Source organism: Streptomyces sp. JLBT605 (assembly GCF_058215555.1).
Genome location: NZ_CM177087.1, coordinates 4,935,961 through 4,956,657, shown reverse-complemented (window position 1 = coordinate 4,956,657; position 20,697 = coordinate 4,935,961). Strand labels below are relative to the sequence as shown.

Here is a 20,697-nt window from a genome sequence, read left to right as displayed (position 1 = left end):
GTGCCGCACCCCGGCGACTACGACCGCGCTTCGTAGCCGGGCGCGGGGAGCGGTGGCGCACCTGCCGTGCGCGCGAGCCGCCGGGTTTCCGGGTGCGCGGGCGTCCGTTCTTACGACCTGCGGTAGTACGTGCCGGCATTGCGGTCGGCTGGTGGGGCGTCAAGAGTGAGGGAGCCGCCGGGATGCTCGACCGGTGCCGGCGGTGGTCCTTGTTGCCGAGGAAAGGTCTCTCCATGCCCTGCTCGCTGAACCACCGGCCCGCGTCCCGTTCCGCGTCCCTCGCGGTCGGCGCCGTGGCGGCGCTGAGCGTCGTCGCCCTCGGCGTCGTGCCGGCCGAGGCCGCGGCCGCCCCGCGCGGATACGGCGACGTGGACACCGCCCGGCGGATCGCGCGGAAGATGATCGAGGACAAGCGGCAGTTCCGGTGCTTCAGCAAACTGGTGCACCGGGAGAGCGGCTGGAGCGTCACCGCGTCCAACTCCGCCACCGGGGCGTACGGGCTGGTTCAGGCGATGCCGGGTTCGAAGATGGCGTCCGCGGGGCGGGACTGGCGGACCAACCCGGCCACCCAGATCACCTGGGGGCTGGGCTACATGAGGATCCGCTACGGCGGTCCGTGCGGCGCCTGGTCCTTCTGGCGCTCCAACGGCTGGTACTGAGAGCCGGGCGCGGGACGCGGGGGCGCGGCTCGGATCCCACGGGACCTCTGGACACCCACGGGCGCCCCCCGAAACCCCCGGCGCCCCTACAGGCGCTGGATGATCGTCGCCGTGGCCAGCGCCCCGCCCGCGCACATCGTGATGAGCGCGAACTCCTTGTCCGCGCGCTCCAGTTCGTGCAGCGCGGTGGTGATGAGGCGGGCGCCGGTGGCTCCGACGGGGTGGCCGAGCGCGATGGCGCCGCCGTTCACATTGACCTTCTCCAGGTCCTGGTCGAAGAAGTGCGCCCAGGAGAGCACGACGGAGGCGAACGCCTCGTTGATCTCCACCAGGTCGATGTCCCGCAGCGTCATACCGGCCTTGCCGAGCACCGCCTGAGTGGCGTCGATCGGCCCGTCCAGGTGGTAGTGCGGGTCGGAGCCGACCAGCGCCTGGGCGACGATCCGGGCGCGCGGGGTGAGCTTGAGCGCGCGGGCCATCCGCTTGGAGGCCCAGAGCACGGCGCAGGCCCCGTCGGATATCTGGGAGGAGTTGCCGGCGGTGTGCACGGCGGCGGGCATGACGGGCTTGAGCCCGGCGAGCGCCTCCATGCTGGTGTCGCGCAGCCCCTCGTCGCGGTCGACCAGCCGCCACATGCCCTGGCCGGCGGCCTGCTCCTCCTCGGTGGTGGGCACCTGCACCGCGAAGGTCTCGCGCTTGAAGCGCTCCTCGGCCCAGGCCCGGGCGGCGCGCTCCTGGGAGATCAGGCCGAGGGAGTCGACGCGCTCGCGGGTGAGGCCGCGCCGCCGGGCGATGCGCTCGGCCGCCTCGAACTGGTTGGGCAGGTCCACGGTCCACTCGTCGGGCCAGGGCTTTCCGGGGCCGTGCTTGGAGCCGCTGCCCAGCGGCACCCGGGACATCGCCTCGACACCGCAGGCGATGCCGATGTCGATGACGCCGCCGGCGACCATGTTGGCCACCATGTGGTTGGCCTGCTGCGAGGAGCCGCACTGGCAGTCGACGGTGGAGGCGGCGGTCTCATACGGCAGGCCCATGGCGAGCCAGGCATTGCGGGCCGGGTTCATCGACTGCTCCCCGGCGTGGGTGACCGTGCCGCCGACGATCTGCTCCACGCAGTCGGGCTTGATGGGGGTGCGGGCCAGCAGTTCCCGGTAGGTCTCGCCGAGCAGGTAGGCGGGGTGGAGGTTGGCGAGCGCACCGTGGCGCTTGCCGATGGGGGTGCGTACGGCTTCGACGATGACGGGTTCGGCGGCCATGAACGTCCTCTCCTCGCGACCCGCGGGCAGAACTGGTACGCGTTCTAGTTCCTTGACTCAGTCTGCGGAGGCGCCGAGGGACCACGCAAGGCCCGTGCACGGCCGTTTACTCACGGTAACCGCAACGAGGGGCGCCACGCCTCTTGCGACTTGTGGAACCGGTTACTACCTTCCAGACACTTCTGATGGCCTGTCAGAAATGGGGTGGCCCGATGCCTTGTCCCGCGCTCCCGGAGGGTTTCGACTTCACCGACCCGGATCTGTACCAACAGCGCGTGCCGCTCCCGGAGTTCACCCTGCTACGACAGTCCCAGCCGGTGTGGTGGAATCCGCAGCCGCACGGGCTGGCCGGCTTCGCGGACGACGGCTACTGGGTCGTCACCCGCCACGCCGACGTCAAAGAGGCCTCCACCCGCCCGGAGTTGTTCTCCTCGCACCTCAACACCGCGATCATCCGCTTCAACGAGCACATCGACCGCGAGCAGATCGACGTGCAGAAGCTGATCATGCTGAACATGGACCCGCCCGAGCACACCAGGGTGCGCCAGATCGTCCAGCGCGGCTTCACCCCCCGTGCGATACGAGCGCTGGAGGACGCGCTGCGCGACCGGGCGTCGCGCATCGTCGCCGCCGCCAAGGAGTCCGGCACCGGCGACTTCGTCACCGACATCGCCGTCGAACTGCCGCTCCAGGCCATCGCCGAACTGATCGGCGTCCCGCAGCGGGACCGCGCCAGGATCTTCGACTGGTCCAACAAGATGATCGCGTACGACGATCCGGAGCTCGCCATCACCGAGGAGATCGGCACCCAGTCCGCCATGGAGCTGATCTCCTACGCCATGAACCTGGCCACCGACCGCAAGGCGTGTCCGGCCCAGGACATCGTCAGCCGGCTGGTGGCGGCCGAGGACGAGGGCAATCTCGGCGCCGACGAGTTCGGCTTCTTCGTGCTGCTGCTGGCCGTCGCGGGCAACGAGACCACCCGCAACGCCATCAGCCACGGCATGCACGCCTTCCTGACCCACCCCGAGCAGTGGGAGTTGTTCCTCAGCGAGCGCCCGGCCACCGCCGCCGACGAGATCGTGCGCTGGGCGACCCCGGTGGTCTCCTTCCAGCGCACCGCCACCCAGGACACCGAGCTGGGCGGCCGGCGAATAGGAAAGGGCCAGCGGGTGGGGCTGTTCTACGCCTCGGCCAACCACGACCCCGAGGTCTTCGAGCACCCCGAGGTCTTCGACATCACCCGCAGCCCCAATCCGCACCTCGGGTTCGGCGGCGGCGGACCCCACTTCTGCCTGGGGAAGAGCCTCGCCGAGCTGGAGATCCGGCTGATCTTCCAGGCCCTCGCGGACACCGTCCCCGGCATCCGCCTCACCGGCGCGCCGCGCCGGCTCCGTTCGGCCTGGATCAACGGCATCAAGGAGCTGCGCGTCAGCTACGTCTGAGCTGCGTCCGGGCTTTCGCCCGGCCGCCCCGGGTGGCGGGGGTGGGCCGGGCGCCGGACCATGGAAGGGCGGCGATCCACACCGGGGCGGGCGGGCATCCGCCCGCCCCGGTCCACACCGCCCGTCAGGCCCGTATCGGCGGGTCCGTCTTGGCCTCAGCCGCTTTCGCGTCAGCCGTCGTGGCGTCAGCCGTCCTGGCGTCAGCCCCCTCGGCTCCGCCCGGCCTGGTTCCGTACGGCCGGCCCCGCGCCACCGCCAACGCCGTCAGCAGTACGTCCCGGACGGCCAGGTCGTTGTCGGCCCGGGGCACCCCGCGGGTGCCGGTGAGCAGGTACTGCGCCACGAAACCGACGGTCACGATGGTCGCGCCGCCCACCGCGTCGAGGATGTAGTGGTTGGCCGTACCCACGATGACGGCGGTCGTCATCAGCGGGTGCGCCATGCCCAGCGCCTTCATCCAGAGCCTGGGCGCCACCAGCGCGATGACCACGCCGCACCACAGCGACCAGCCAACGTGCAGCGACGGTATGGCCGCGTACTGGTTGGACAGCTTGGTCAGCGCGCCGAAGTCCGGATGGTCCAGGTCCTGCGGGCCGTGCGCGGTGTCGATGTAGCCAAGGCCCGGCATCAGGCGCGGCGGGGCGAGCGGATACAGCCAGAAGCCGGCCAGCGCGAGGCAGGTGGCGATGCCCAGCGGGGTGCGCGCCCAGCGATAGGCCGTCGGACGGCACACATAGAGCCAGCCGAGCAGCGACAGCGGCACCAGGAAGTGGAAGGTGGAGTAGTAGTACCCCATGGCGTCCTTCAGCCACGGACGGGCCGCCACCAGATGGTTGAACCAGTGCTCGAGGTCGATGTGGAGCAGGCCCTCGGCCCGGAGCACCTGACGGCCGTGGCTCTCGGCGACGCTCCGCGAGTCGGGCGCCATGCCGCGCACGCAGGAGTACGCGAAGTAGAAGACCCGGATGAGCATCAGCTCAAGGAGCAGATTCGGCCGGCTCAGCGGCCGCCGGTAGAAGCGCAGCAGCGGTACGTACCGGAAGCGGCCGCCGCGCTCGGGGGCCTTGCAGGGCGTCGGGAGCGGGGCGTCCCAGATCGGCGAGGTGCGCGAGACGAAGGGCATGGCCAGCGCGGCCGCCAGGGCGGCGAGCAGCGGGGCGTTGTGCCCGAAGGCGTCGTAGAACGGGGTGTCGGGCAGCAGCGCGGTGCGGCTGAGCGACATCACCAGGACCACGATCACCGGCCACATCAGCCGATCGGAGCGGCGCTTGCCGACCCGGCCGACGGCGGCCAGCAGGATCCACAGCTGCTGGTACTGCCAGGAGTTCGGCGAGACGGCCAGCGCGACACAGCCGGTGACGGCGGTGGCGAGCAGCGGCTGCCCGTCCGCCGCGTACCGCACCGCGCGCCGCAGGCCGACCCCGGCGACCGCCACCGCGACCACCGCCAGCAGGGCGAGTTCCAGCGGGCCGGTCAGCCCCAGGCGCAGCAGCAGGCCGTGCAGGGACTGGTTGGCCAGGCTGTCGGCGGGGGCGCCGAGCCCGGCGCCGCCGATGTGGTGGAACCAGTACGTCCGCGAGTCGCCCGGCATCGCGCCCCAGGCCAGCGCGGTGGCGAGGGCGAAGATACCGACACCGGACACGGCGGCCCGGCGCCGCCCGGTCAGCCACTGGACGGCGGAGAAGAGCAGCAGGGCGGGCTGCAGGGCGGCGGCGAGACCGGTGAGCGCTCCGGCCTGCCGGTTCGACGTCCTGGGCAGCAGCGTGAGCAGCACCAGCAGCACCGGGAGGACGCTGGTCTGACCGAGGGTGAAGGTGTTGCGGACCGGGAGCGAGAGGGCCAGCAGAGTGATGGCCAGCGGCGCGGCGAGCCGCTGGGTGGTCCGGGAGACCGGCCGGGGCAGGACGCGGGCGGCGATCAGGCCGATGGCGACGACGAGGAGCAGGGTGCCGAAGGTCCAGGCGACGCCCAGGCTCTGCTCGGCGGCCCTGGTCAGCGGCTTGAGGACCAGCCCGGAGAAGGGGGTGCCGGTGAAACTGTCCCCGTCGTAGAGCGAACCGCGCACGTGCAGCACGCCGCCCGGCCCGATCCAGGTCTCCAGGTCGGTGAGCCGCTCACCCGGCGGGCGGCGCAGCACCGCGGCCACCTGACGGACGGCCAGAGCGCCGGCGAGGAGCCACAGCGCGGCCGGCGCCATGCCGGTCGGTGACAGTGACAGCCGTGACCCGGCCACGGCACCGGGTTCCGGCCCCGTCCCCGGGGTCTTCCGCAGTCCGCTCCGCCTCACGTCCGCCACGCTCCGCCGCTCCCCCGATCGCTCACTCACCCGTAACGACCGGGGCCGGGCCCTGGGCAGGCCCTCCGCCCCCGGCCCACCCGAATGGCCCAGTGGAGCTGCGAGGATGATCACCATGACCGAGACCACCACCGCCTGGACCGTCACCGCCCGACCCGTGCACTCCGCCGAGGCGTCCGCGCTGCTGCGCGAGTACTTCATCGAGGTCTCCGACCGCTGGTACCAGCTGCACCACGGGCGGCCCTCGACCGCGGAGGAGATCGAGAGCGGGCTGCTGGAGCACCACAGCGACGACCTGGTCCCCCCGCACGGCGTGCTCCTGGTGGCCCGGCACGGCGACGAGCCGGGCGGCTGCGTGGGGCTGCGGCTGCGGGAGACCGGCACCGCGGAGCTCACCCGGATGTTCGTCCGGAGCGCCAAGCGCGGCCTGGGCGGCGGCGGGGAACTCCTGCGGGCGGCCGAGCGGACCGCCCGCGAGCTGGGCGCGCGCCGCATCACCCTGGACACCCGGCTGGACCTGGTGGAGGCGAGGGCGCTGTACGCGCGGCACGGCTTCGCCGAGATCGAGCCGTACAAGCAGGGCCCGTACGCCGAGTGCTTCTACGGCAAGGACCTGCTCTGACCATCGGTCACCTCGCGCGGCTGCTCCGCGTCGGACCCGCACAGCTCCCGGTTGAGTTCGCGCACCAGCTCCGTCAGGTCGGTGGGCCGGTCCGGCGACCACCAGTCGCCGAGCAGTTCGGCCAGGGCCTCCTCGCGGGCCCGCAGCAGCCGGCCCGCGACCTCGCGGCCGCGCTCGGTGAGCACCAGCTGGACCCCGCGCCGCACCGCCAGCCCGCGCGACTCGACCTCGCGGGTGGCCTCGGTGATCACTCGCAGCGGTACGGTCGCCCGCTCGGCGAGCAGATGGGGCTCGACCGAGCCGTAGTGGTCGATGCGGAGCAGCAGCCAGCCGGCGCCGGGGGCCAGGTCGAGCCCGGCCCGCTTGGTGATGTCGACGTACACCCGCTTGCGGCCCTCCCGGCTGCCGAGCAGTGACAGGGCCCGGGCGCACTCCTCGCGCGAGGAGCGCTGCACCGGGTTGCTGGAGACGACCTCGCTGGTGTCGGGGGCGGTGACCGAGGCGCGCAGCGGCTCCTCCTTCAGGAACCAGGCGAGGAGGAAGGCGACCAGGACCACCGGTACCGCGTAGAGGAAGACGTCCGTGATGGAGGTCGCGTAGGCGTCCAGTACCCCGGCCCGTTCGGCGGCCGGCAGCCGGGAGACGGCCCGGGGGTCGCCGGTCAGTTCACCGGGGCTCACCCCGGGCGGCAGCTGCCGGCCGGCGAGCGCGTCGGCGATCCGCGGCCCGAGCTTGTTGGCGAAGATCGTGCCGAAGATGGAGACGCCGAAGGACGCTCCGATGGAGCGGAAGAAGGTGGCGCCGGAGGTGGCCACCCCCAGGTCGCGGTAGTCGACGGAGTTCTGCACGATCAGCACCAGAACCTGCATGACCAGGCCGAGACCGGCGCCGAAGACGAAGAAGCAGGCGCTGATGCCGAAGTCCGAGCTGGAGACGTCGAGCTGGTGCAGCAGGAGCAGGCCGAGCGCGGTGACGGCGGTGCCGGCGATGGGGAAGAACCGGTAGCGGCCGGTGCGGCTGACGATCTGCCCGGAGGTGATCGAGGCGATCAGCATGCCCAGGACCATCGGCAGCATGTGGACGCCGGACATGGTCGGTGAGACGCCCTGGACCACCTGGAGGAAGGTCGGCAGGTAGGTCATGCTGCCGAACATCGCGAAGCCGACGACGAAGCCGATGACCGAGCAGAGCGCGAAGGTCCGGCCGCGGAACAGCTTCAGCGGCAGCACCGGCTCCGCCGCCCGCCGCTCGACCAGGACGAAGGCGGCGAGCAGCACCGCGCCGAGCACCCCGAGCCCGATGATCTGCCAGGAGCCCCAGGCGTAGGTGACGCCGCCGAGCGAGGTCATCAGCACCAGCGCGGCCGCCACACCCGCGATCAGGACGGTGCCCGGGTAGTCGATGGTGTGCCGGGCGCCGCGCGCCGGGATGTGCAGGACGGCGGCGATGACGGCGAGCGCGACGGCGCCGACCGGCAGGTTGATGTAGAAGACCCATCGCCAGCTCAGATGGTCGACGAAGAGCCCGCCGAGCAGCGGGCCGAGCACGCTGGTGCCGCCGAAGACCGCGCCGAACAGCCCCTGGTAGCGGCCGCGTTCCCGGGGCGGTACCAGGTCCCCGACGATCGCCATCGACAGCACGATCAGGCCACCGCCGCCCAGCCCCTGCACCGCGCGGAAGGCGATCAGCTGCGGCATGTTCTGGGCGAGCCCGCAGAGCGCGGAGCCTGCCAGGAAGATGACGATGGCGAGCTGGAAGAGCCGTTTGCGACCGTACTGGTCACCGAGCTTGCCCCATAGCGGGGTGGCGGCGGTGGAGGCGAGCAGATAGGCCGTGACCACCCAGGACAGGTGCTCCAGTCCGCCGAGGTCGCTGACGATGGTGGGCAGCGCGGTGGAGACGATGGTCTGGTCGAGGGCGGCGAGCAGCATGCCCAGCAGCAGCGCTCCGATGGCGACCAGTACCGAGCGGGTGGACCGGGGCTCGCCCGGGACCGCGGCCGTGGGACCGGCCGGGGGTCCGGCGCTGCGCGCTTCCTCCTGCTCCATCGCGCCTCCTCGTATCCCGTCTCGGCGCCCGTGGCTCGTATCCCGCCTCGGCGTCCGCCCGGCCTTCCTCGGCCGGTTTCCGCCCGGAGTTCCCATCGTCACCCGTATGCCCGCATCCGTCCTGTCGAGCAGGCGATCGAGCGGGCGTTCCGCATTTCCTTTCGGGGGCGGCCTGGCGTCTGCCCCCAGTCTTTTGTATCGTGGAGGAACAAAGTGGTTCCGCCCGCACTCCCTGACCGGCGGGCGGGACCGCTTGTGTACTTTCCGCGCCGCGTTCCGCGCCCGCCGCGCACCGCCCTTCCCTGCCGCTCACCGCCGCCAGGAGTCGCCGATGTCCCCGGCCCCCGCATCCGCCACCACCCTCACCGCGCGCGCCCTGCTACTGGACATGGACGGCACGCTCGTCAACTCCGACGCCGTGGTGGAGCGCTGCTGGCGGCGCTGGGCGGCCGAGCAGGGCATCGACGGGGACGGCATCATGGGGGTCGTCCACGGGCGACAGGGCCACGCGACCATGGCGGTGCTGCTGCCGGACCGGCCGGTGGAGGAGAACCTCGCCGACAACCGGCGGATGCTGGCCTGGGAGACCGCCGACGTGGACGGCGTGGTGCCGGTGCCCGGCGCCCCCGCCTTCCTGGCCTCGCTCGCCGGACTCCCGCATGCCCTGGTCACCTCGGCCGACCGCGCGCTGTCGACGGCCCGGATGACCGCCGCCGGCCTGCCGATGCCCGCGGTACGGATCACCGCGGAGTGCGTGGGGGCGAGCAAGCCGGATCCCGAGGGCTTCCTCAAGGGCGCCGCGGAGCTGGGCTTCGCGCCCGGCGAGTGCGTGGTGTTCGAGGATTCCGAGGTGGGCGTCGCGGCGGGCAGGGCGGCCGGGGCGCGAGTGGTGGGCGTAGGCCCGCGGGCCGCCGCGCACGCCCCTGACGCACATGTCGCGGACCTGACGCGGATACGCGTCGAGGCGCTCGCCGACGGCACCCTGCGCCTGCACATCACGGCCTGACCGCCCTCGGCCGCCGCAAAGGTGTCCGACCCGCCCCGCCAGGGGCAGGCCGGACACCCGCCGGACGGATCAGCCCGCCACCGCCTCGTAGGCGCTGAAGCCCGCCAGCGCCAGCATCACCAGCGCGGCGACCTTGGTGATCAGCTTCAGCGGCACGTACCGCATCAGGGTGCGGCCGCCCAGGATCCCGAGGCCCGCCACGGCCCACAGGGCGAGCACCGCGCCGACGCCGACGGAGAGCGGATCGCCGTACCGGGCCGCCAGGTTGGCCGTCATGATCTGGGTGAGATCCCCGAACTCGGCGACCAGGATCAGCGAGAAGCCGGCCCCCGCGACCTTCCAGAAGGACTGGTCGGCGGGGGTGGCGACCTCCTCCTCCGCGTCGTCCTTCTTCAGCAGCAGCACCATCGCGCCCGCCAGGAACAGCGCGCCGACCACGCCCTGGACGACCCGGTGCGGAAGCAGGGTCAGCACACTGCCCGCCGCGATGGCGAGCGCGACGTGGACGGCGAACGCGGCGGCGACACCGGCGAAGACATACGACGCGCGGTAGCGGGTGCCGAGCACCAGGCCCGCGAGGGCGGTCTTGTCCGGGAGTTCGGCCAGGAAGACGACGCCGAAGACGACGGCGGCGACGGTGATGTCGAACACGATGGTGGTACCTCGTTGGGTCGGGCTGTCCGCGCCGAGGGAGCCGCCATGAGGAGAATCAGGGGTCGCTTCGGCACGGCAGCGTCATGGCATACATGGACACTGCGTTGCCGAAGGTCTCGCCGGCTCGGTGCGCGCGCGCCGCGCCGCACCGGCCTCCGGGCGCCGGCCCGCCACCAGGGCGGGCAGTATGTCGACGGTCCGGCGAAGAGCTACTCCCCTTCTGCCCCGTCAGGATACGGGACCGAATTCCCCCGCCCCGTCCCGGTGCAGCCGGCCCCGGGCGACCAGCTCCAGCACCGTCGCGACCGCCGTGGCCTGCACCGCCATCAGCGCCACCAGCACGAACAGCTGCACCGCCCCGGCCTGCACCGGCGAGGCGCCGCCCAGCAGCATCCCCACGAACGCCCCCGGCAGTGTGACCAGCCCCACGGTCCTGGTCTGGTCCAGGCCCGGCAGCAGCGCGTCCGAGGCGGCCGGGCGGGCGATCTCCAGCCGCGCGTCCCGGTCCAGCAGTCCGAGGGCCATCGCGGCCTCCACCTCGCCGTGCCGCGTCCGCAGCTCGTCCAGCGCGCGCCGCCCGCCCAGCACGGTGGCGGTGAGCGCCCCGCCGACCAGGATGCCGGTGACGGGGATCAGGGCGATGCCGTCGATCGGGACCAGCCCGGTGAGCAGCAGGACGGCGACCACCGGCAGCACCCCGGCGCCGATCGGCACGACCGCCCACCACCAGGTGCGGTTGCCGGTGATCCGGCGCCCCGCCGTCCGTACCGCGACCGCGAACATCACGGCGACGAAGCCCAGCAGCGGCGCCACCGCGTGGACCACCCAGCCGATGAGGTACGACACGGCGGCCAGCTGGGCGGCGGCCCGCAGCCCGGCGACGGCGATGGCGCGGTGGTGCCCGCGGCCCTCCCGGCCGGCGAGCCGGGCCACAGCGGCCACCGTCACCGCGGCGGCCAGCAGCACCGCGAGGACGACCCCGAGCGTGACGTCGACCGGCAGCAGGGTCTGCGCCGCGAGCGGCATCTCCGACGCGGGCGGGGCTGCGAGCGGCGCCTGGGCCGGCGAGGGGACGGCGGACAGCACCCGGCAACCTTATGAGGCATCAGACCGCCTTCGCCGCAACGCCTCCGCGCACCCCCCGGCAGACCCGACCAGGGGGGACCATCCGCCCAAGACATCACAACATACGAGTAACGGACACCCCCTTGCCTTGACATGGCCGCGTCGTCACGCTGTTACCTGACGCCCATCCCCCAGAAACCCGGCGTCGCCACCATGGCCGGGCACCTGCCGGCCATGATTCCCCCCACTTCCCGAGGGAGTTCGCATGTCCCGACTGCGCGGTTTCCCCCTACGGCGCAGCCTCTACGCGCGTCGCGCCTCCGTCTTCGCCGGGCTCTCAGCCCTGCTCGGCGCCCTCTTCCTGAGCGCACCGACCGCCGAGGCCGCCCCGCCCGACCCGCCGAGCGCCGCCACCGCCCGCACCTATCTGGCCGAACTGACCGTGCGCGCCGAGGGCAGCCTGGACGGTTACAGCCGCGACAAGTTCCCGCACTGGATCACCCAGAGCGGCACCTGCAACACCCGCGAGGTCGTCCTCAAGCGAGACGGCAGCGATGTCGTCACCGACTCCAGCTGTGCCGCCGTCAGCGGCAGCTGGCAATCCCCGTACGACGGCGCCACCTGGCACGCCGCCTCCGACATCGACATCGACCATGTGGTGCCGCTCGCCGAGGCATGGCGCTCCGGCGCCAACTCCTGGACCACCGCCAAGCGCCAGGACCTCGCCAACGACCTGACCCACTCCCAGCTGATCGCCGTCACGGACAACGTCAACCAGTCCAAGGGCGACCAGGACCCGGCCGAGTGGATGCCGCCGAGCACCTCGTACCACTGCACCTACGCCCGCATGTGGGTCTGGGTGAAGCACACCTACGGCCTCACCATCGACTCCGCCGAGAAGTCCACCCTCACCACCATCCTCAACGGCTGCTGACCGCGCCTCCTGCCCCTGAGCCGGCTCCGGAGCCTGGAGCCGGCCCGGGGCGCGGAGGCCGCCGGTGACACCGGCAACGACGGCGCGCAGCCGCGATGACGACGGAAGGGGGACGCCGGGGCACTCCCCGCAGGGCGGTGAACAAACGGGGCACCGCCCGAGGAGATGCCCCGGCGGCCCCCGACCCCCGTCGACGTCGCGCAAACCCGCGCCCCGCTCGCACACACGTCCACCTCCCCACCCCGCCACACCGTGTTCCCCGTCACACCAGCCCCAGTAACTTTCCCCCCAGGTCTCGACTCCCCGCGTCCGATCGGCATGATGGATTCCGCCCGGCACTCGGTCCTCCGAGGCTGGAGCCGTTGTCTGTCGCGTGCCGTCGCTCACGGCACCGCCCTGCCCCGGGAGACTCCACCTTGGCCGGAGAACACCACGCCATAGCCGTCGTCGGGTCCGGCCCCCGAGGCACCAGCGTGCTGGAGCGGCTGTGCGCTTCGGCGTCCGAGCTGGCCCCCGGCGTCCCGCTGACCGTGCACATGGTCGACCCAGCGCCGCCCGGCGCCGGCCAGGTGTGGCGCAGCGCACAGCCGCGCGAGCTGCTGATGAACACCGTCGCCTCCCAGGTGACGCTGTTCACCGACCCCAGCGTCAGCTGCGACGGCCCGGTGCTGCCCGGCCCGAGCCTGCACGAGTGGGCGGTGGCCCAGGGCGTGGCGCTGGGGCCGGACGACTATCCGACCCGCGCGCTGTACGGCCGCTATCTGGAGTGGGTGTTCGCCCAGGTGGTGAGCGGCGCGCCGGAGCCGGTGACGGTGCGGGTGCACACCGCGCGCGCCGTCCGTCTGACGGAGCGGGCGGACGGCACCCAGCTGCTCGCCCTCGACGACGGGCGGCGGCTGGACGGGCTGGCCGCCGTGGTCCTCGCCCAGGGCCACCTGCCGAGCCTCCCGGCCCCGGCGGAGCGGCGCCTCGCCTCGTACGCCGCCCGGCACGGCCTGCGCTACCACGCACCCGCCAACCCGGCCGATCTGGACCTGTCCGGCATCGCCCCGGGCGAGCCGGTGCTGCTGCGCGGGCTGGGCCTCAACTTCTTCGATCACATGGCGCTGCTGACCACCGGCCGGGGCGGGGTGTTCGTCACGCGCCAGGACGGCACCCTCACCTACCGCCCCTCGGGACGCGAACCCCGGCTGTACGCGGGCTCCCGGCGCGGGATCCCGTACCACTCGCGCGGGGACAACGCGAAGGGCCCGTGCGGCCGGCATGAGCCGCTGCTGCTGACCCCGGAGGTGATCGCGCTCTTCCGCAAGCGCGCGGACGCGGGCGACGCACCGGACTTCCTGACCGAGGTCTGGCCGCTGGTGGCCAAGGAGACAGAGACGGTCTACTACGAGGCCCTGCTGACCACCCGCGATCCCGCCACTGCCTCCACCGCCCCCACAACCCCCACAGCCCCCACCACCCCCGCGGCCCCCCACACCACCACGGCCCCCGCCACCACCCCCCGCTTCCGCGAGCGGTTCCTGGCCGCCCCGCACGGCGGCCCCGAGGAGGCCGCCGTGCTCGACGCGTACGCCATCCCGGCCGCGGACCGCTGGTCCTGGGAGACGGTCGCGCACCCGTACCGCGGCCACTCCTTCGCCGGCCAGGCCGACTTCCGGCGCTGGCTGCTGTCGTATCTGCGGCAGGACGTGGCCCAGGCGCGGCTGGGCAACGTGGCCGGGCCGGTCAAGGCCGCGCTGGACGTGCTGCGCGACCTGCGCAACGAGCTGCGGCAGATCGTCGACCACGGCGGGCTGCCGGGCGCGTCCCGCCGGGATCACCTGGACCGCTGGTACACCCCGCTCAACGCCTTCCTCTCCATCGGCCCGCCGCGCCGCCGGATCGAGGAGATGACCGCGCTGATCGAGGCGGGCGTGCTCGACGTGCTGGGCCCGGGCCTCGACGTGACCTGCCCCACCCCCGATCACCCCGGCTTCGTCGCCCGCTCCACCCGGGTCCCGGGACCGCCCGTGACCGTGACCACGCTGATCGAGGCGCGGCTGCCGGAGCCGGACGTGCGGCGGACCGCGGACGAGTTGCTGGCCGAGCTCCTGAAGACCGGTCAGTGCCGCCCGCACCGGGTGGACGGCTACGAGACCGGCGGCGTGGATGTGACGCCCAGCCCGTTCCGGCTCATCGACCGGGACGGCCGCCCGCACCCGCGCCGTTTCGCGATCGGGGTGCCGACCGAGGGCGTGCACTGGGTGACGGCGGCGGGCGCCCGGCCAGGGGTCGATTCGGTGACGCTGTGTGACACGGACGCGGTGGCGCGGGCCGTGCTCGGCGCAGTGGCCGGGGCCGAGGCGACCGGAGCCCCCACACCCGGAACCCACCCAACCAAGGCTGAGGCGGCCGCTGTCGAGGACTCCTCCACACTCTCCGACGAGCGGAGCCGGACCCGGAGTCTCGTTTCGTAAACCTGCCATAAACTTGAACTTGCAACAAAAGCTCAGGGGAGCCTAACCTGGCGACCTCGTCGTTTTCCGTCCCCGAAACCGAAACGAGGGTCCTGTCCCCATGTCCTCCGCTCCCCTGACGCAGCGCCTGGATGCCACCCAGCCGTACCTCGTGTCGCTGTTCCGGATCGTCGTCGGCCTGCTGTTCTTCTGCCACGGCGCGTCCTCCCTGTTCGGCTGGTTCGGCGGCGCGATGGGCACCGGCACGACCATCGAGGCCGGCACCTGGCCGTACTGGTACGCCGCGGTGATCCAGCTCGTCGGCGGCGCCCTGGTGCTGATCGGCCTCGGCACGCGCGCCGCCGCCTTCGTCTCCTCCGGCTCGATGGCGTACGGCTACTTCGTCGAGCACCAGTCGGAGAAGCTGTGGCCCATCCAGAACGGCGGCGAGCTGTCCGTGCTGTTCTGCTGGACGCTGTTGCTGCTGGTCTTCACCGGTCCCGGCCCCTGGTCGGCGGACAAGCTGATCGCCGGCGACCGCCACTCCGGCAAGGCGACCGCCGCGACGAGCGAGCCGACCCGGACGCCGAGCGCCGTCTGACCTCCCGAACCGGGCCTCCGTGACGCCCGGATGAGGAATTGATCACTCAGAAACCCGTCATGCAGGGCCTTTCGCCCTGGATGACGGGTTTCTGGCGTGATTCGAACAACATCATCACCCCCTGATCGCTATCCTCGACAATCACAGGCGTACGCTGTACAGCCGTAAAGGCCGCCCCTGCCGCTCCCCGGCGACGTCGCGGCGGGGGAACGGGACCGGGAGAAGCGTTGCTGGAACATGTGGGGTCACTGACCAACACCCCATGGATTTACGCCCTGATTGGGCTCTCGGTACTTCTTGACGTCTTCCTGCCCGTATTGCCCAGTGGTGTCCTGGTCATCACCGCCGCCACGGCGGCCGCCGGCACCACCGCCGATGTGGTCGGCGCGGCCCGCGTCCAGGCCGGCAGCGTCTTCCCGGAGATGCTCGGCCTGGTGCTCTGCGCGGCCACCGCGTCCGTGGTCGGCGACCTCGTCGCCTATCGGCTGGCATGGCGCGGCAGCGACCGGCTGGACCGTGCCATCGCCCGCTCCCGCCGACTCACCGCAGCCCAGGAGAAATTGGGCACCGCGCTGGTCAAGGGCGGCGGTCCGCTGGTCGTGGTGGCGCGCTTCGCGCCCGCCGGACGTTCGGTGGTCAGTCTGAGCGCGGGCGCGGCGCACCGCCGGGTCACCGAGTTCCTGCCCTGGTCGGCGATCGCCGGACTCGCCTGGGCCGCCTACAGCGTGAGCCTGGGCTACTTCGGCGGCCAGTGGCTCGGCGCGACCTGGCTGAGCGCCGGGATCTCGGTGCTGGCGCTCTTCGTTGCCGGCATCGGCGCGGTATACGTGGTCAAGCGGCCCGGCGCCCAGCAGCCGGCGACCCCCGCCCAGCAGGCTTCTTCATAACCTGACGCGTAACTGGACGCGCACGGATTTCAGGTCGTGCGAATATCCGGTTACCTTCGCCTCATGCGGATCTCCTCTCGACTCGTTCCGGCATGGTGAGCGGCGGACGCGGGCGGCGCGGCGGCGTCGCGATCGGCGGCACGCTGCTGCTCGCCGCCGCCACGGTCGTCGTCGTACGCCAGTTGGGCGCCGACTCCGGCCCGCCGACGATCCCGGACACCTACCGGCCGGCCATCGAGGCGGCCGCCGGTGCCTGCCCGCAGCTGAGCGTGGAGCTGCTGGCCGCGCAGATCGACGCGGAGAGCCGCTGGGACCCGGAAGCGGACTCCGGGCACGCGCAGGGCATCTCGCAGTTCTCGTCCGTCACCTGGTCGGAGTGGGGCCGCGACGGGAACGGCGACGGCAAGGCGGACGTCTGGGAGCCCCGCGACGCCATTCCCTCGCAGGCCCGGTACATGTGCCATCTGTACGACATGGTCAAGGACGTGCCCGGTGATCCCACCAAGCTCGCCCTCGCCGCGTACAACGCCGGTCCGACCGCGGTCCTCAAGGCTCATGGGATCCCCGAGATCAATGAGACCCGCGGCTATGTGGACAAGATCGTCAACGACCTGCTGCCGGGCTACCGGGAGAGCGAGGCCGAACGCCGGACCACCAAGCCCCCGAAGTCTCCCGAATCCCCGCAGACTTCCAAGGTCCCGGAGACTGCGGAGACTCCGGAGCCCCAGGGGACCCAGGCAACCCAGGGGAGCTAGGGGAGCCCGGGGAAGCTAGGGGAGCCCGGGGGGCCGAACTCCCCGCAGTCACCCCAGGGTGTCCGGCCCTTCGGCAGCCTCCGACGCGAGGAAGTCCTCCACCGCCCGTACCAGTTCCAGCGGGGTCTCATCGGCCGGGTAGTGACCGGCGCACGGCAGCTCCACCATCTCGGCCCGCGCATACCAGCGCAGCCAGGTCTGCCGCATCAGCCCGGCGGTCAGCGACGGGTCGTACGCCCCGACCACCACCCGCACCGGAACGGTGGCTCCCGCTATCTCGGTGTGGAAGTCCTCCCCCGCCCAGGAATCCAGCCAGGCGCGGAACGCCTTGGCGTCACTGCGCTGCTGGGAGTGCCACACCATGAAGTCGAGCCAGGCTTCGGGGTGCCGGCTGCCGGTGGTGACATTGATGATCGTCCGGCGGTTCTCAGGGCGCTCGGCGGCGCCCGCGAACAACTCCCACTGCTCACCCTCCAGCGGCATCCCGCAGGCCGGCACCGGGGCGACCCCGATCAGCCGCCGGATCCGGTGCGGGGCCGCGGCCACCATGCGCTGGGCCACCGCGCCGCCCATCGAGTGCCCGATCAGCGAGAATTCGTCCCAGCCCAGGTGGTCGGCGAGGGCCAGCAGGTCGCTCGCGGCCTCGGCGGTGGTGAACTCACCGGGGACGTCCCGCGCCTCGCCGTACCCCCGCAGGTCGGGCAGGGCGTAGGTGAAGGCCCGGCGGTTGATGTGCGGCAGGATCGCGGCGTACGCGGCACGGTCGGAGAGCCAGCCGTGCACCGCGATGACCCGGTGCGGTCCGTCCCCGACGAGCTCATGCGGTGGAACGAAGGGTGAAACAAGGGGTGGCACGAGGGGTCCCATGGGCACCTCCGGTCCAGATGGAGTACGGGCGCGCGATGTGCGCCCGTCAGCGCTCCACGGTGGCGTCAACCGGCGAGTACGGCAAGGCCGCTGCGCATATGCGTCGGCCAGGAGCCACCCCTGCCGGGCGCCAATGCTAGGCGGCGGCGCTCATCTCGCTCCGCATAGCCCCGAGATAGACCCCGAGGAGCCGCCGATACTCGACCCGCTCCTCGGGACGCAGCGGGCGGCTCGTACGCGCCCGCAGAAAGGCGCGGATCGCCTCATTGGCGCGGATCGCTTCCTCGCTGCCGTCGGCCCCCGCACCTCCCTCGGATCCGGGGACGGGCACAGGTACGGCAGTCGGCACAGGAGCGGGATCAGCAGTCACCATGGACCGGGGGTCGAGAGTTAACGGGGACATGGAACAAGGCTAAGGGCCGGATCTGACAATTCCCGGCCACAGCGCCCCGATCACGGCGTAATGCCCGCCACAATCAAGGCCGGCCGTGACCGATGGCCTCACGGCCTCACGGCCGCTCACTCCTCAGCGGTCATCGGCGTGGGCAGCACACACACCGGCGACCGTGCCGCGAACGGCTCGCTGACCGCGCCGAGTTCCCCGGTGCGCGCGTCGACCCGGAAGACGCCGACCGTGTTCGACGTCTGGTTCCCCGCGAACAGCAGCCTTCCGGACGGTGAGAGGCTGATGTGCCGGGGGTACGTCCCGCCGCACGGCACGGTGTCCAGCAGCCGCAGCACCGCCCCGCCGCCCGTCACGGCGAACCGCGCCACGCTGTTGTGGCCCCGGTTCGACACATAGACGAACCGCCCGTCGGCCGACACCACGACCTCGGCCGGATAGTTGCGCTCGCCCGGGTCCGTGCCGGCGGGCAGTGTCGGCTGGGAGTCGCGGAGGCTCAGCCGGCCGCTCCGCTCGTCGTACGCCGCGACGGTGATGGTGCTGTCCAGCTCGCCCAGCACATACACGAACCGCGCCCCGGGGTGGAACGCCAGATGGCGCGGCCCGGAGCCCGCCGCCATGCGCACCTCGGAGACCCGTGTCAGCCGCCCGCGCCTGCCATCCAGCCGGTAGCCGTACACCGTGTCGGTGCCCAGATCGGCCGCGAGCACGAAGCGGCCGCCCGGGTCCGGCAGCACCTGGTGCGCGTGGGGCCCCGCCTGGCGCTCCGGGTCGGGTCCGGAACCGGTGTGCCGGACCAGGTCCGTGCGCTCTCCGAGTGCCCCGTCCGGCCCGATGGGGTGCACGGCGAGGCTGCCGGATCCGTAGTTCGCGGTCAGCAGGTGGCGGCCGCCCGGGTGCACCGCCAGATGCGTGGGGCTGTCGCCGCCCGTGGAGCGCACCGCGCCCAGCGCGCTCAGCTCACCGCCCTTCCCGATCGCCAGCGCACGCACCGTGCCCCGCGGCTTCTCGTCCACGGCGTACAGCACCCGACCGGAGGGGGCGAGGGCGAGAAAGGACGGGTTGGACAGGCCGCCGTCACCGCCACCGTCGAAGGTCCTGCCGACGTTCGGCGCCCCACGGCCGGGGCCGTACGTCCCCACGCCGATGCCCGCCCCGAAGGAACCCAGATACACCGGCCCCGCCCCCTTCCCGCGCGGCGCGGCACCCCGCCCCGCCGATCCCTCCGCCGGTTCCTCCACCGACCCATCCGTCGGTTCTGCCTTCCGCCTCGCACCGCCCGCCCCGGCCCCGGAGTCGTGGTCGTGACCGTGGCCCGTCGCCCGGGAAACGGCCACGACCCCCACCGCGCCGACGGCAGCCGCCGCCCCGGCGCCCGTGAGCGCGCCGAGGAGCCCGCGTCGGCTGAGCCGCTTCCCGTGTCCCGACACCGTGCCTCCGCTCGCTCCGCACCCGACCGTCGCGCCGCTCTGGCATCACCAGCACCTCAAGAGTGCCGGTCCAGACCAATCATGGCAATCAGAACCGGGCCGGCACCCCTCCCCGCCGGGGCGCCAGAGCGCCAGGGCCGCTCAGCCCCGCGGCGCCACCATCGACAGGACGCCCGGCAGCTGGTACCAGTCAGCGGTCGCGAAGCTGCCGTGCTTCGCGGCCAGCAGCTCCACACGCGCTCGGGCATCGGCCTCGGCGGGGTTGGTCCCGTCGATGGCCGGGGCGACCTTGTGCGCGTCGGTCATGATCAGCAGGTAGTGCCGCTGGTCGTACCAGGCGGTGTCGATCCCGTTCTGCACATACGCCGCCGCGTCCCCGTCGAAGATCACGAACCACGGGCGTATGGAGGCGTCGCCGTACCGGCCGATCCTCGGGTCCCCTGCCTCTGCCTTGTGCACGGCCGGGAACGCGGTGGCCTGCCGCAGATTCCCGGCGGCCGCGAGATCGCGCAGCCGGCCCGCGTACTCCCGGTCCGTCCACAGGGAGTCGAAGGGGTTGGACTCCTCCACGGTCCCCGGGATCAGCTCGAATATGAACTTGCCCGCGAGCGCGTCCCGGCTCGGCCAGCCCTCCGCCCGCACCGCCTCGTCGAGCGTGGCATGCCCGGCCGCCAGATCCGCCGGCCGGAAGACGGCGTCCCCGAGCCTGCCGCTGACCAGTGCGTCGAACTCGTCCGGGCCGCGTCCGCCCCGGTCGTTGAAGCCGTCCTTCAACTCGACCTTGACGACGATCGGCCGGTGCCCCGGGTGCGCGTCGTGCCATGCCCGCATGTCGGCGAGGCAGCCGGCCAGGCTCTGGCTACGGGTCTTGGTGCGCAGCTCGCTCGGCGCCTGCGCGTTCTCGCAGTTGTTGGCGTTGCCCAGCGGATTGGCGTGCGACACGCGCCACGCCGCGCGGAAGGAGTTGGTCCACACATCCAGCTCCAGCAGCCCGGCCCCGGAGTCGAGCGCGTCCGCGAAGTACGGGTACTTGGCCTTCTCGTAGGCGTTGTGCACGCCCACCGCCGTGGTCGCGGAGAGTGCCGCCGCGGCCGGCTCGCCCTCCCGGCCCTCCGTTTGAGCCGACGCGGGCACGGCCAGGGCCGCGATGAGGGCCGGGGTCGCGAGGAGTGCCGCCACCGAGCCGACCGGCCGGGACTTCTGCATTCGTTGCCGCCTTGAGTGGGAGAGCGATCAAGTCGGCAGCAGCGTACGGCGATTTGGAGAACTCGTGTGTGGCCTGTGGATAACCTCCGGGCGACGATCAGAGGTGCGGCTGGGACCACCCCGCC

General features: G+C 72.4%; 18 protein-coding genes. 9 read left to right on the top strand and 9 right to left on the bottom strand.

What is annotated here, in order from left to right:
* Positions 1 to 233 precede the first annotated feature (233 nt).
* On the top strand, positions 234 to 659 hold the full coding sequence (locus tag AC4BDD_RS21600; RefSeq protein WP_490687105.1) for an aggregation-promoting factor C-terminal-like domain-containing protein: 426 nt from the start codon (positions 234 to 236) through the stop codon (positions 657 to 659).
* Positions 660 to 745: 86 nt separating this feature from the next.
* Here AC4BDD_RS21600 and AC4BDD_RS21595 read toward each other — a convergent pair whose 3' ends face one another.
* Positions 746 to 1,915, bottom strand: a complete 1,170-nt coding sequence (locus AC4BDD_RS21595) for a steroid 3-ketoacyl-CoA thiolase (RefSeq protein ID WP_490687104.1) — start codon at positions 1,913 to 1,915, stop codon at positions 746 to 748.
* Positions 1,916 to 2,127: 212 nt separating this feature from the next.
* Here AC4BDD_RS21595 and AC4BDD_RS21590 point away from each other — a divergent pair, with 212 nt between their 5' ends.
* Positions 2,128 to 3,360, top strand: a complete 1,233-nt coding sequence (locus AC4BDD_RS21590) for a cytochrome P450 (protein WP_490687103.1) — start codon at positions 2,128 to 2,130, stop codon at positions 3,358 to 3,360.
* 124 nt (positions 3,361 to 3,484) lie between these two features.
* Here the strand turns inward: AC4BDD_RS21590 and AC4BDD_RS21585 are convergent, their stop codons facing one another.
* On the bottom strand, positions 3,485 to 5,557 hold the full coding sequence (locus AC4BDD_RS21585; protein WP_490691877.1) for a bifunctional glycosyltransferase 87/phosphatase PAP2 family protein: 2,073 nt from the start codon (positions 5,555 to 5,557) through the stop codon (positions 3,485 to 3,487).
* A 214-nt stretch (positions 5,558 to 5,771) separates the two neighbouring features.
* Here AC4BDD_RS21585 and AC4BDD_RS21580 point away from each other — a divergent pair, with 214 nt between their 5' ends.
* Complete coding sequence (locus AC4BDD_RS21580; RefSeq protein ID WP_490687102.1) at positions 5,772 to 6,278, top strand: GNAT family N-acetyltransferase; 507 nt, start codon at positions 5,772 to 5,774, stop codon at positions 6,276 to 6,278.
* Here the strand turns inward: AC4BDD_RS21580 and AC4BDD_RS21575 are convergent.
* On the bottom strand, positions 6,257 to 8,326 hold the full coding sequence (locus tag AC4BDD_RS21575) for an MFS transporter (RefSeq protein WP_490687101.1): 2,070 nt from the start codon (positions 8,324 to 8,326) through the stop codon (positions 6,257 to 6,259). The two genes, AC4BDD_RS21580 and AC4BDD_RS21575, sit on opposite strands and share 22 nt — an antisense overlap.
* Before the next feature lie 331 nt (positions 8,327 to 8,657).
* Here AC4BDD_RS21575 and AC4BDD_RS21570 point away from each other — a divergent pair, with 331 nt between their 5' ends.
* On the top strand, positions 8,658 to 9,332 hold the full coding sequence (locus tag AC4BDD_RS21570) for an HAD-IA family hydrolase (protein WP_490687100.1): 675 nt from the start codon (positions 8,658 to 8,660) through the stop codon (positions 9,330 to 9,332).
* A 69-nt stretch (positions 9,333 to 9,401) separates the two neighbouring features.
* Here AC4BDD_RS21570 and AC4BDD_RS21565 read toward each other — a convergent pair whose 3' ends face one another.
* Both AC4BDD_RS21565 and AC4BDD_RS21560 read right to left on the bottom strand, forming a co-directional pair.
* The gene (locus tag AC4BDD_RS21565; protein ID WP_490687099.1) at positions 9,402 to 9,983 is read right to left on the bottom strand and encodes a TMEM165/GDT1 family protein; all 582 of its coding nucleotides are present in this window, start codon (positions 9,981 to 9,983) and stop codon (positions 9,402 to 9,404) included.
* A gap of 231 nt (positions 9,984 to 10,214) precedes the next feature.
* Positions 10,215 to 11,012, bottom strand: a complete 798-nt coding sequence (locus tag AC4BDD_RS21560; protein WP_490691876.1) for an ABC transporter permease — start codon at positions 11,010 to 11,012, stop codon at positions 10,215 to 10,217.
* Positions 11,013 to 11,316: 304 nt separating this feature from the next.
* Here AC4BDD_RS21560 and AC4BDD_RS21555 point away from each other — a divergent pair, with 304 nt between their 5' ends.
* The 5 genes from AC4BDD_RS21555 to AC4BDD_RS21535 all read left to right on the top strand — a co-directional run bounded on the left by AC4BDD_RS21555 (position 11,317) and on the right by AC4BDD_RS21535 (position 16,666).
* The gene (locus AC4BDD_RS21555; RefSeq protein WP_490687098.1) at positions 11,317 to 11,985 is read left to right on the top strand and encodes an HNH endonuclease family protein; all 669 of its coding nucleotides are present in this window, start codon (positions 11,317 to 11,319) and stop codon (positions 11,983 to 11,985) included.
* Between the two features lie 416 nt (positions 11,986 to 12,401).
* Positions 12,402 to 14,444 (top strand): FAD/NAD(P)-binding protein, encoded by a 2,043-nt coding sequence (locus AC4BDD_RS21550; RefSeq protein WP_490687097.1) that lies wholly within the window; start codon positions 12,402 to 12,404, stop codon positions 14,442 to 14,444.
* 100 nt (positions 14,445 to 14,544) lie between these two features.
* Positions 14,545 to 15,024, top strand: a complete 480-nt coding sequence (locus tag AC4BDD_RS21545; RefSeq protein ID WP_490687096.1) for a DoxX family protein — start codon at positions 14,545 to 14,547, stop codon at positions 15,022 to 15,024.
* Between the two features lie 227 nt (positions 15,025 to 15,251).
* On the top strand, positions 15,252 to 15,911 hold the full coding sequence (locus tag AC4BDD_RS21540; protein ID WP_490687095.1) for a DedA family protein: 660 nt from the start codon (positions 15,252 to 15,254) through the stop codon (positions 15,909 to 15,911).
* Between the two features lie 92 nt (positions 15,912 to 16,003).
* Complete coding sequence (locus AC4BDD_RS21535; protein ID WP_490687094.1) at positions 16,004 to 16,666, top strand: lytic transglycosylase domain-containing protein; 663 nt, start codon at positions 16,004 to 16,006, stop codon at positions 16,664 to 16,666.
* 48 nt (positions 16,667 to 16,714) lie between these two features.
* Here the strand turns inward: AC4BDD_RS21535 and AC4BDD_RS21530 are convergent, their stop codons facing one another.
* The 4 genes from AC4BDD_RS21530 to AC4BDD_RS21515 all read right to left on the bottom strand — a co-directional run bounded on the left by AC4BDD_RS21530 (position 16,715) and on the right by AC4BDD_RS21515 (position 20,572).
* Positions 16,715 to 17,533 carry an alpha/beta fold hydrolase gene (locus tag AC4BDD_RS21530; protein ID WP_490687093.1) on the bottom strand — a complete coding sequence of 273 codons (819 nt, stop codon included), beginning with the start codon at positions 17,531 to 17,533 and terminating at the stop codon, positions 16,715 to 16,717.
* 136 nt (positions 17,534 to 17,669) lie between these two features.
* On the bottom strand, positions 17,670 to 17,864 hold the full coding sequence (locus tag AC4BDD_RS21525) for a hypothetical protein (protein ID WP_490687092.1): 195 nt from the start codon (positions 17,862 to 17,864) through the stop codon (positions 17,670 to 17,672).
* Positions 17,865 to 18,052: 188 nt separating this feature from the next.
* Positions 18,053 to 19,111, bottom strand: a complete 1,059-nt coding sequence (locus AC4BDD_RS21520; RefSeq protein ID WP_490687091.1) for a lactonase family protein — start codon at positions 19,109 to 19,111, stop codon at positions 18,053 to 18,055.
* A gap of 396 nt (positions 19,112 to 19,507) precedes the next feature.
* Positions 19,508 to 20,572, bottom strand: a complete 1,065-nt coding sequence (locus AC4BDD_RS21515; RefSeq protein ID WP_490687090.1) for a phosphatidylinositol-specific phospholipase C domain-containing protein — start codon at positions 20,570 to 20,572, stop codon at positions 19,508 to 19,510.
* Between the last annotated feature and the right edge of the window lie 125 nt (positions 20,573 to 20,697).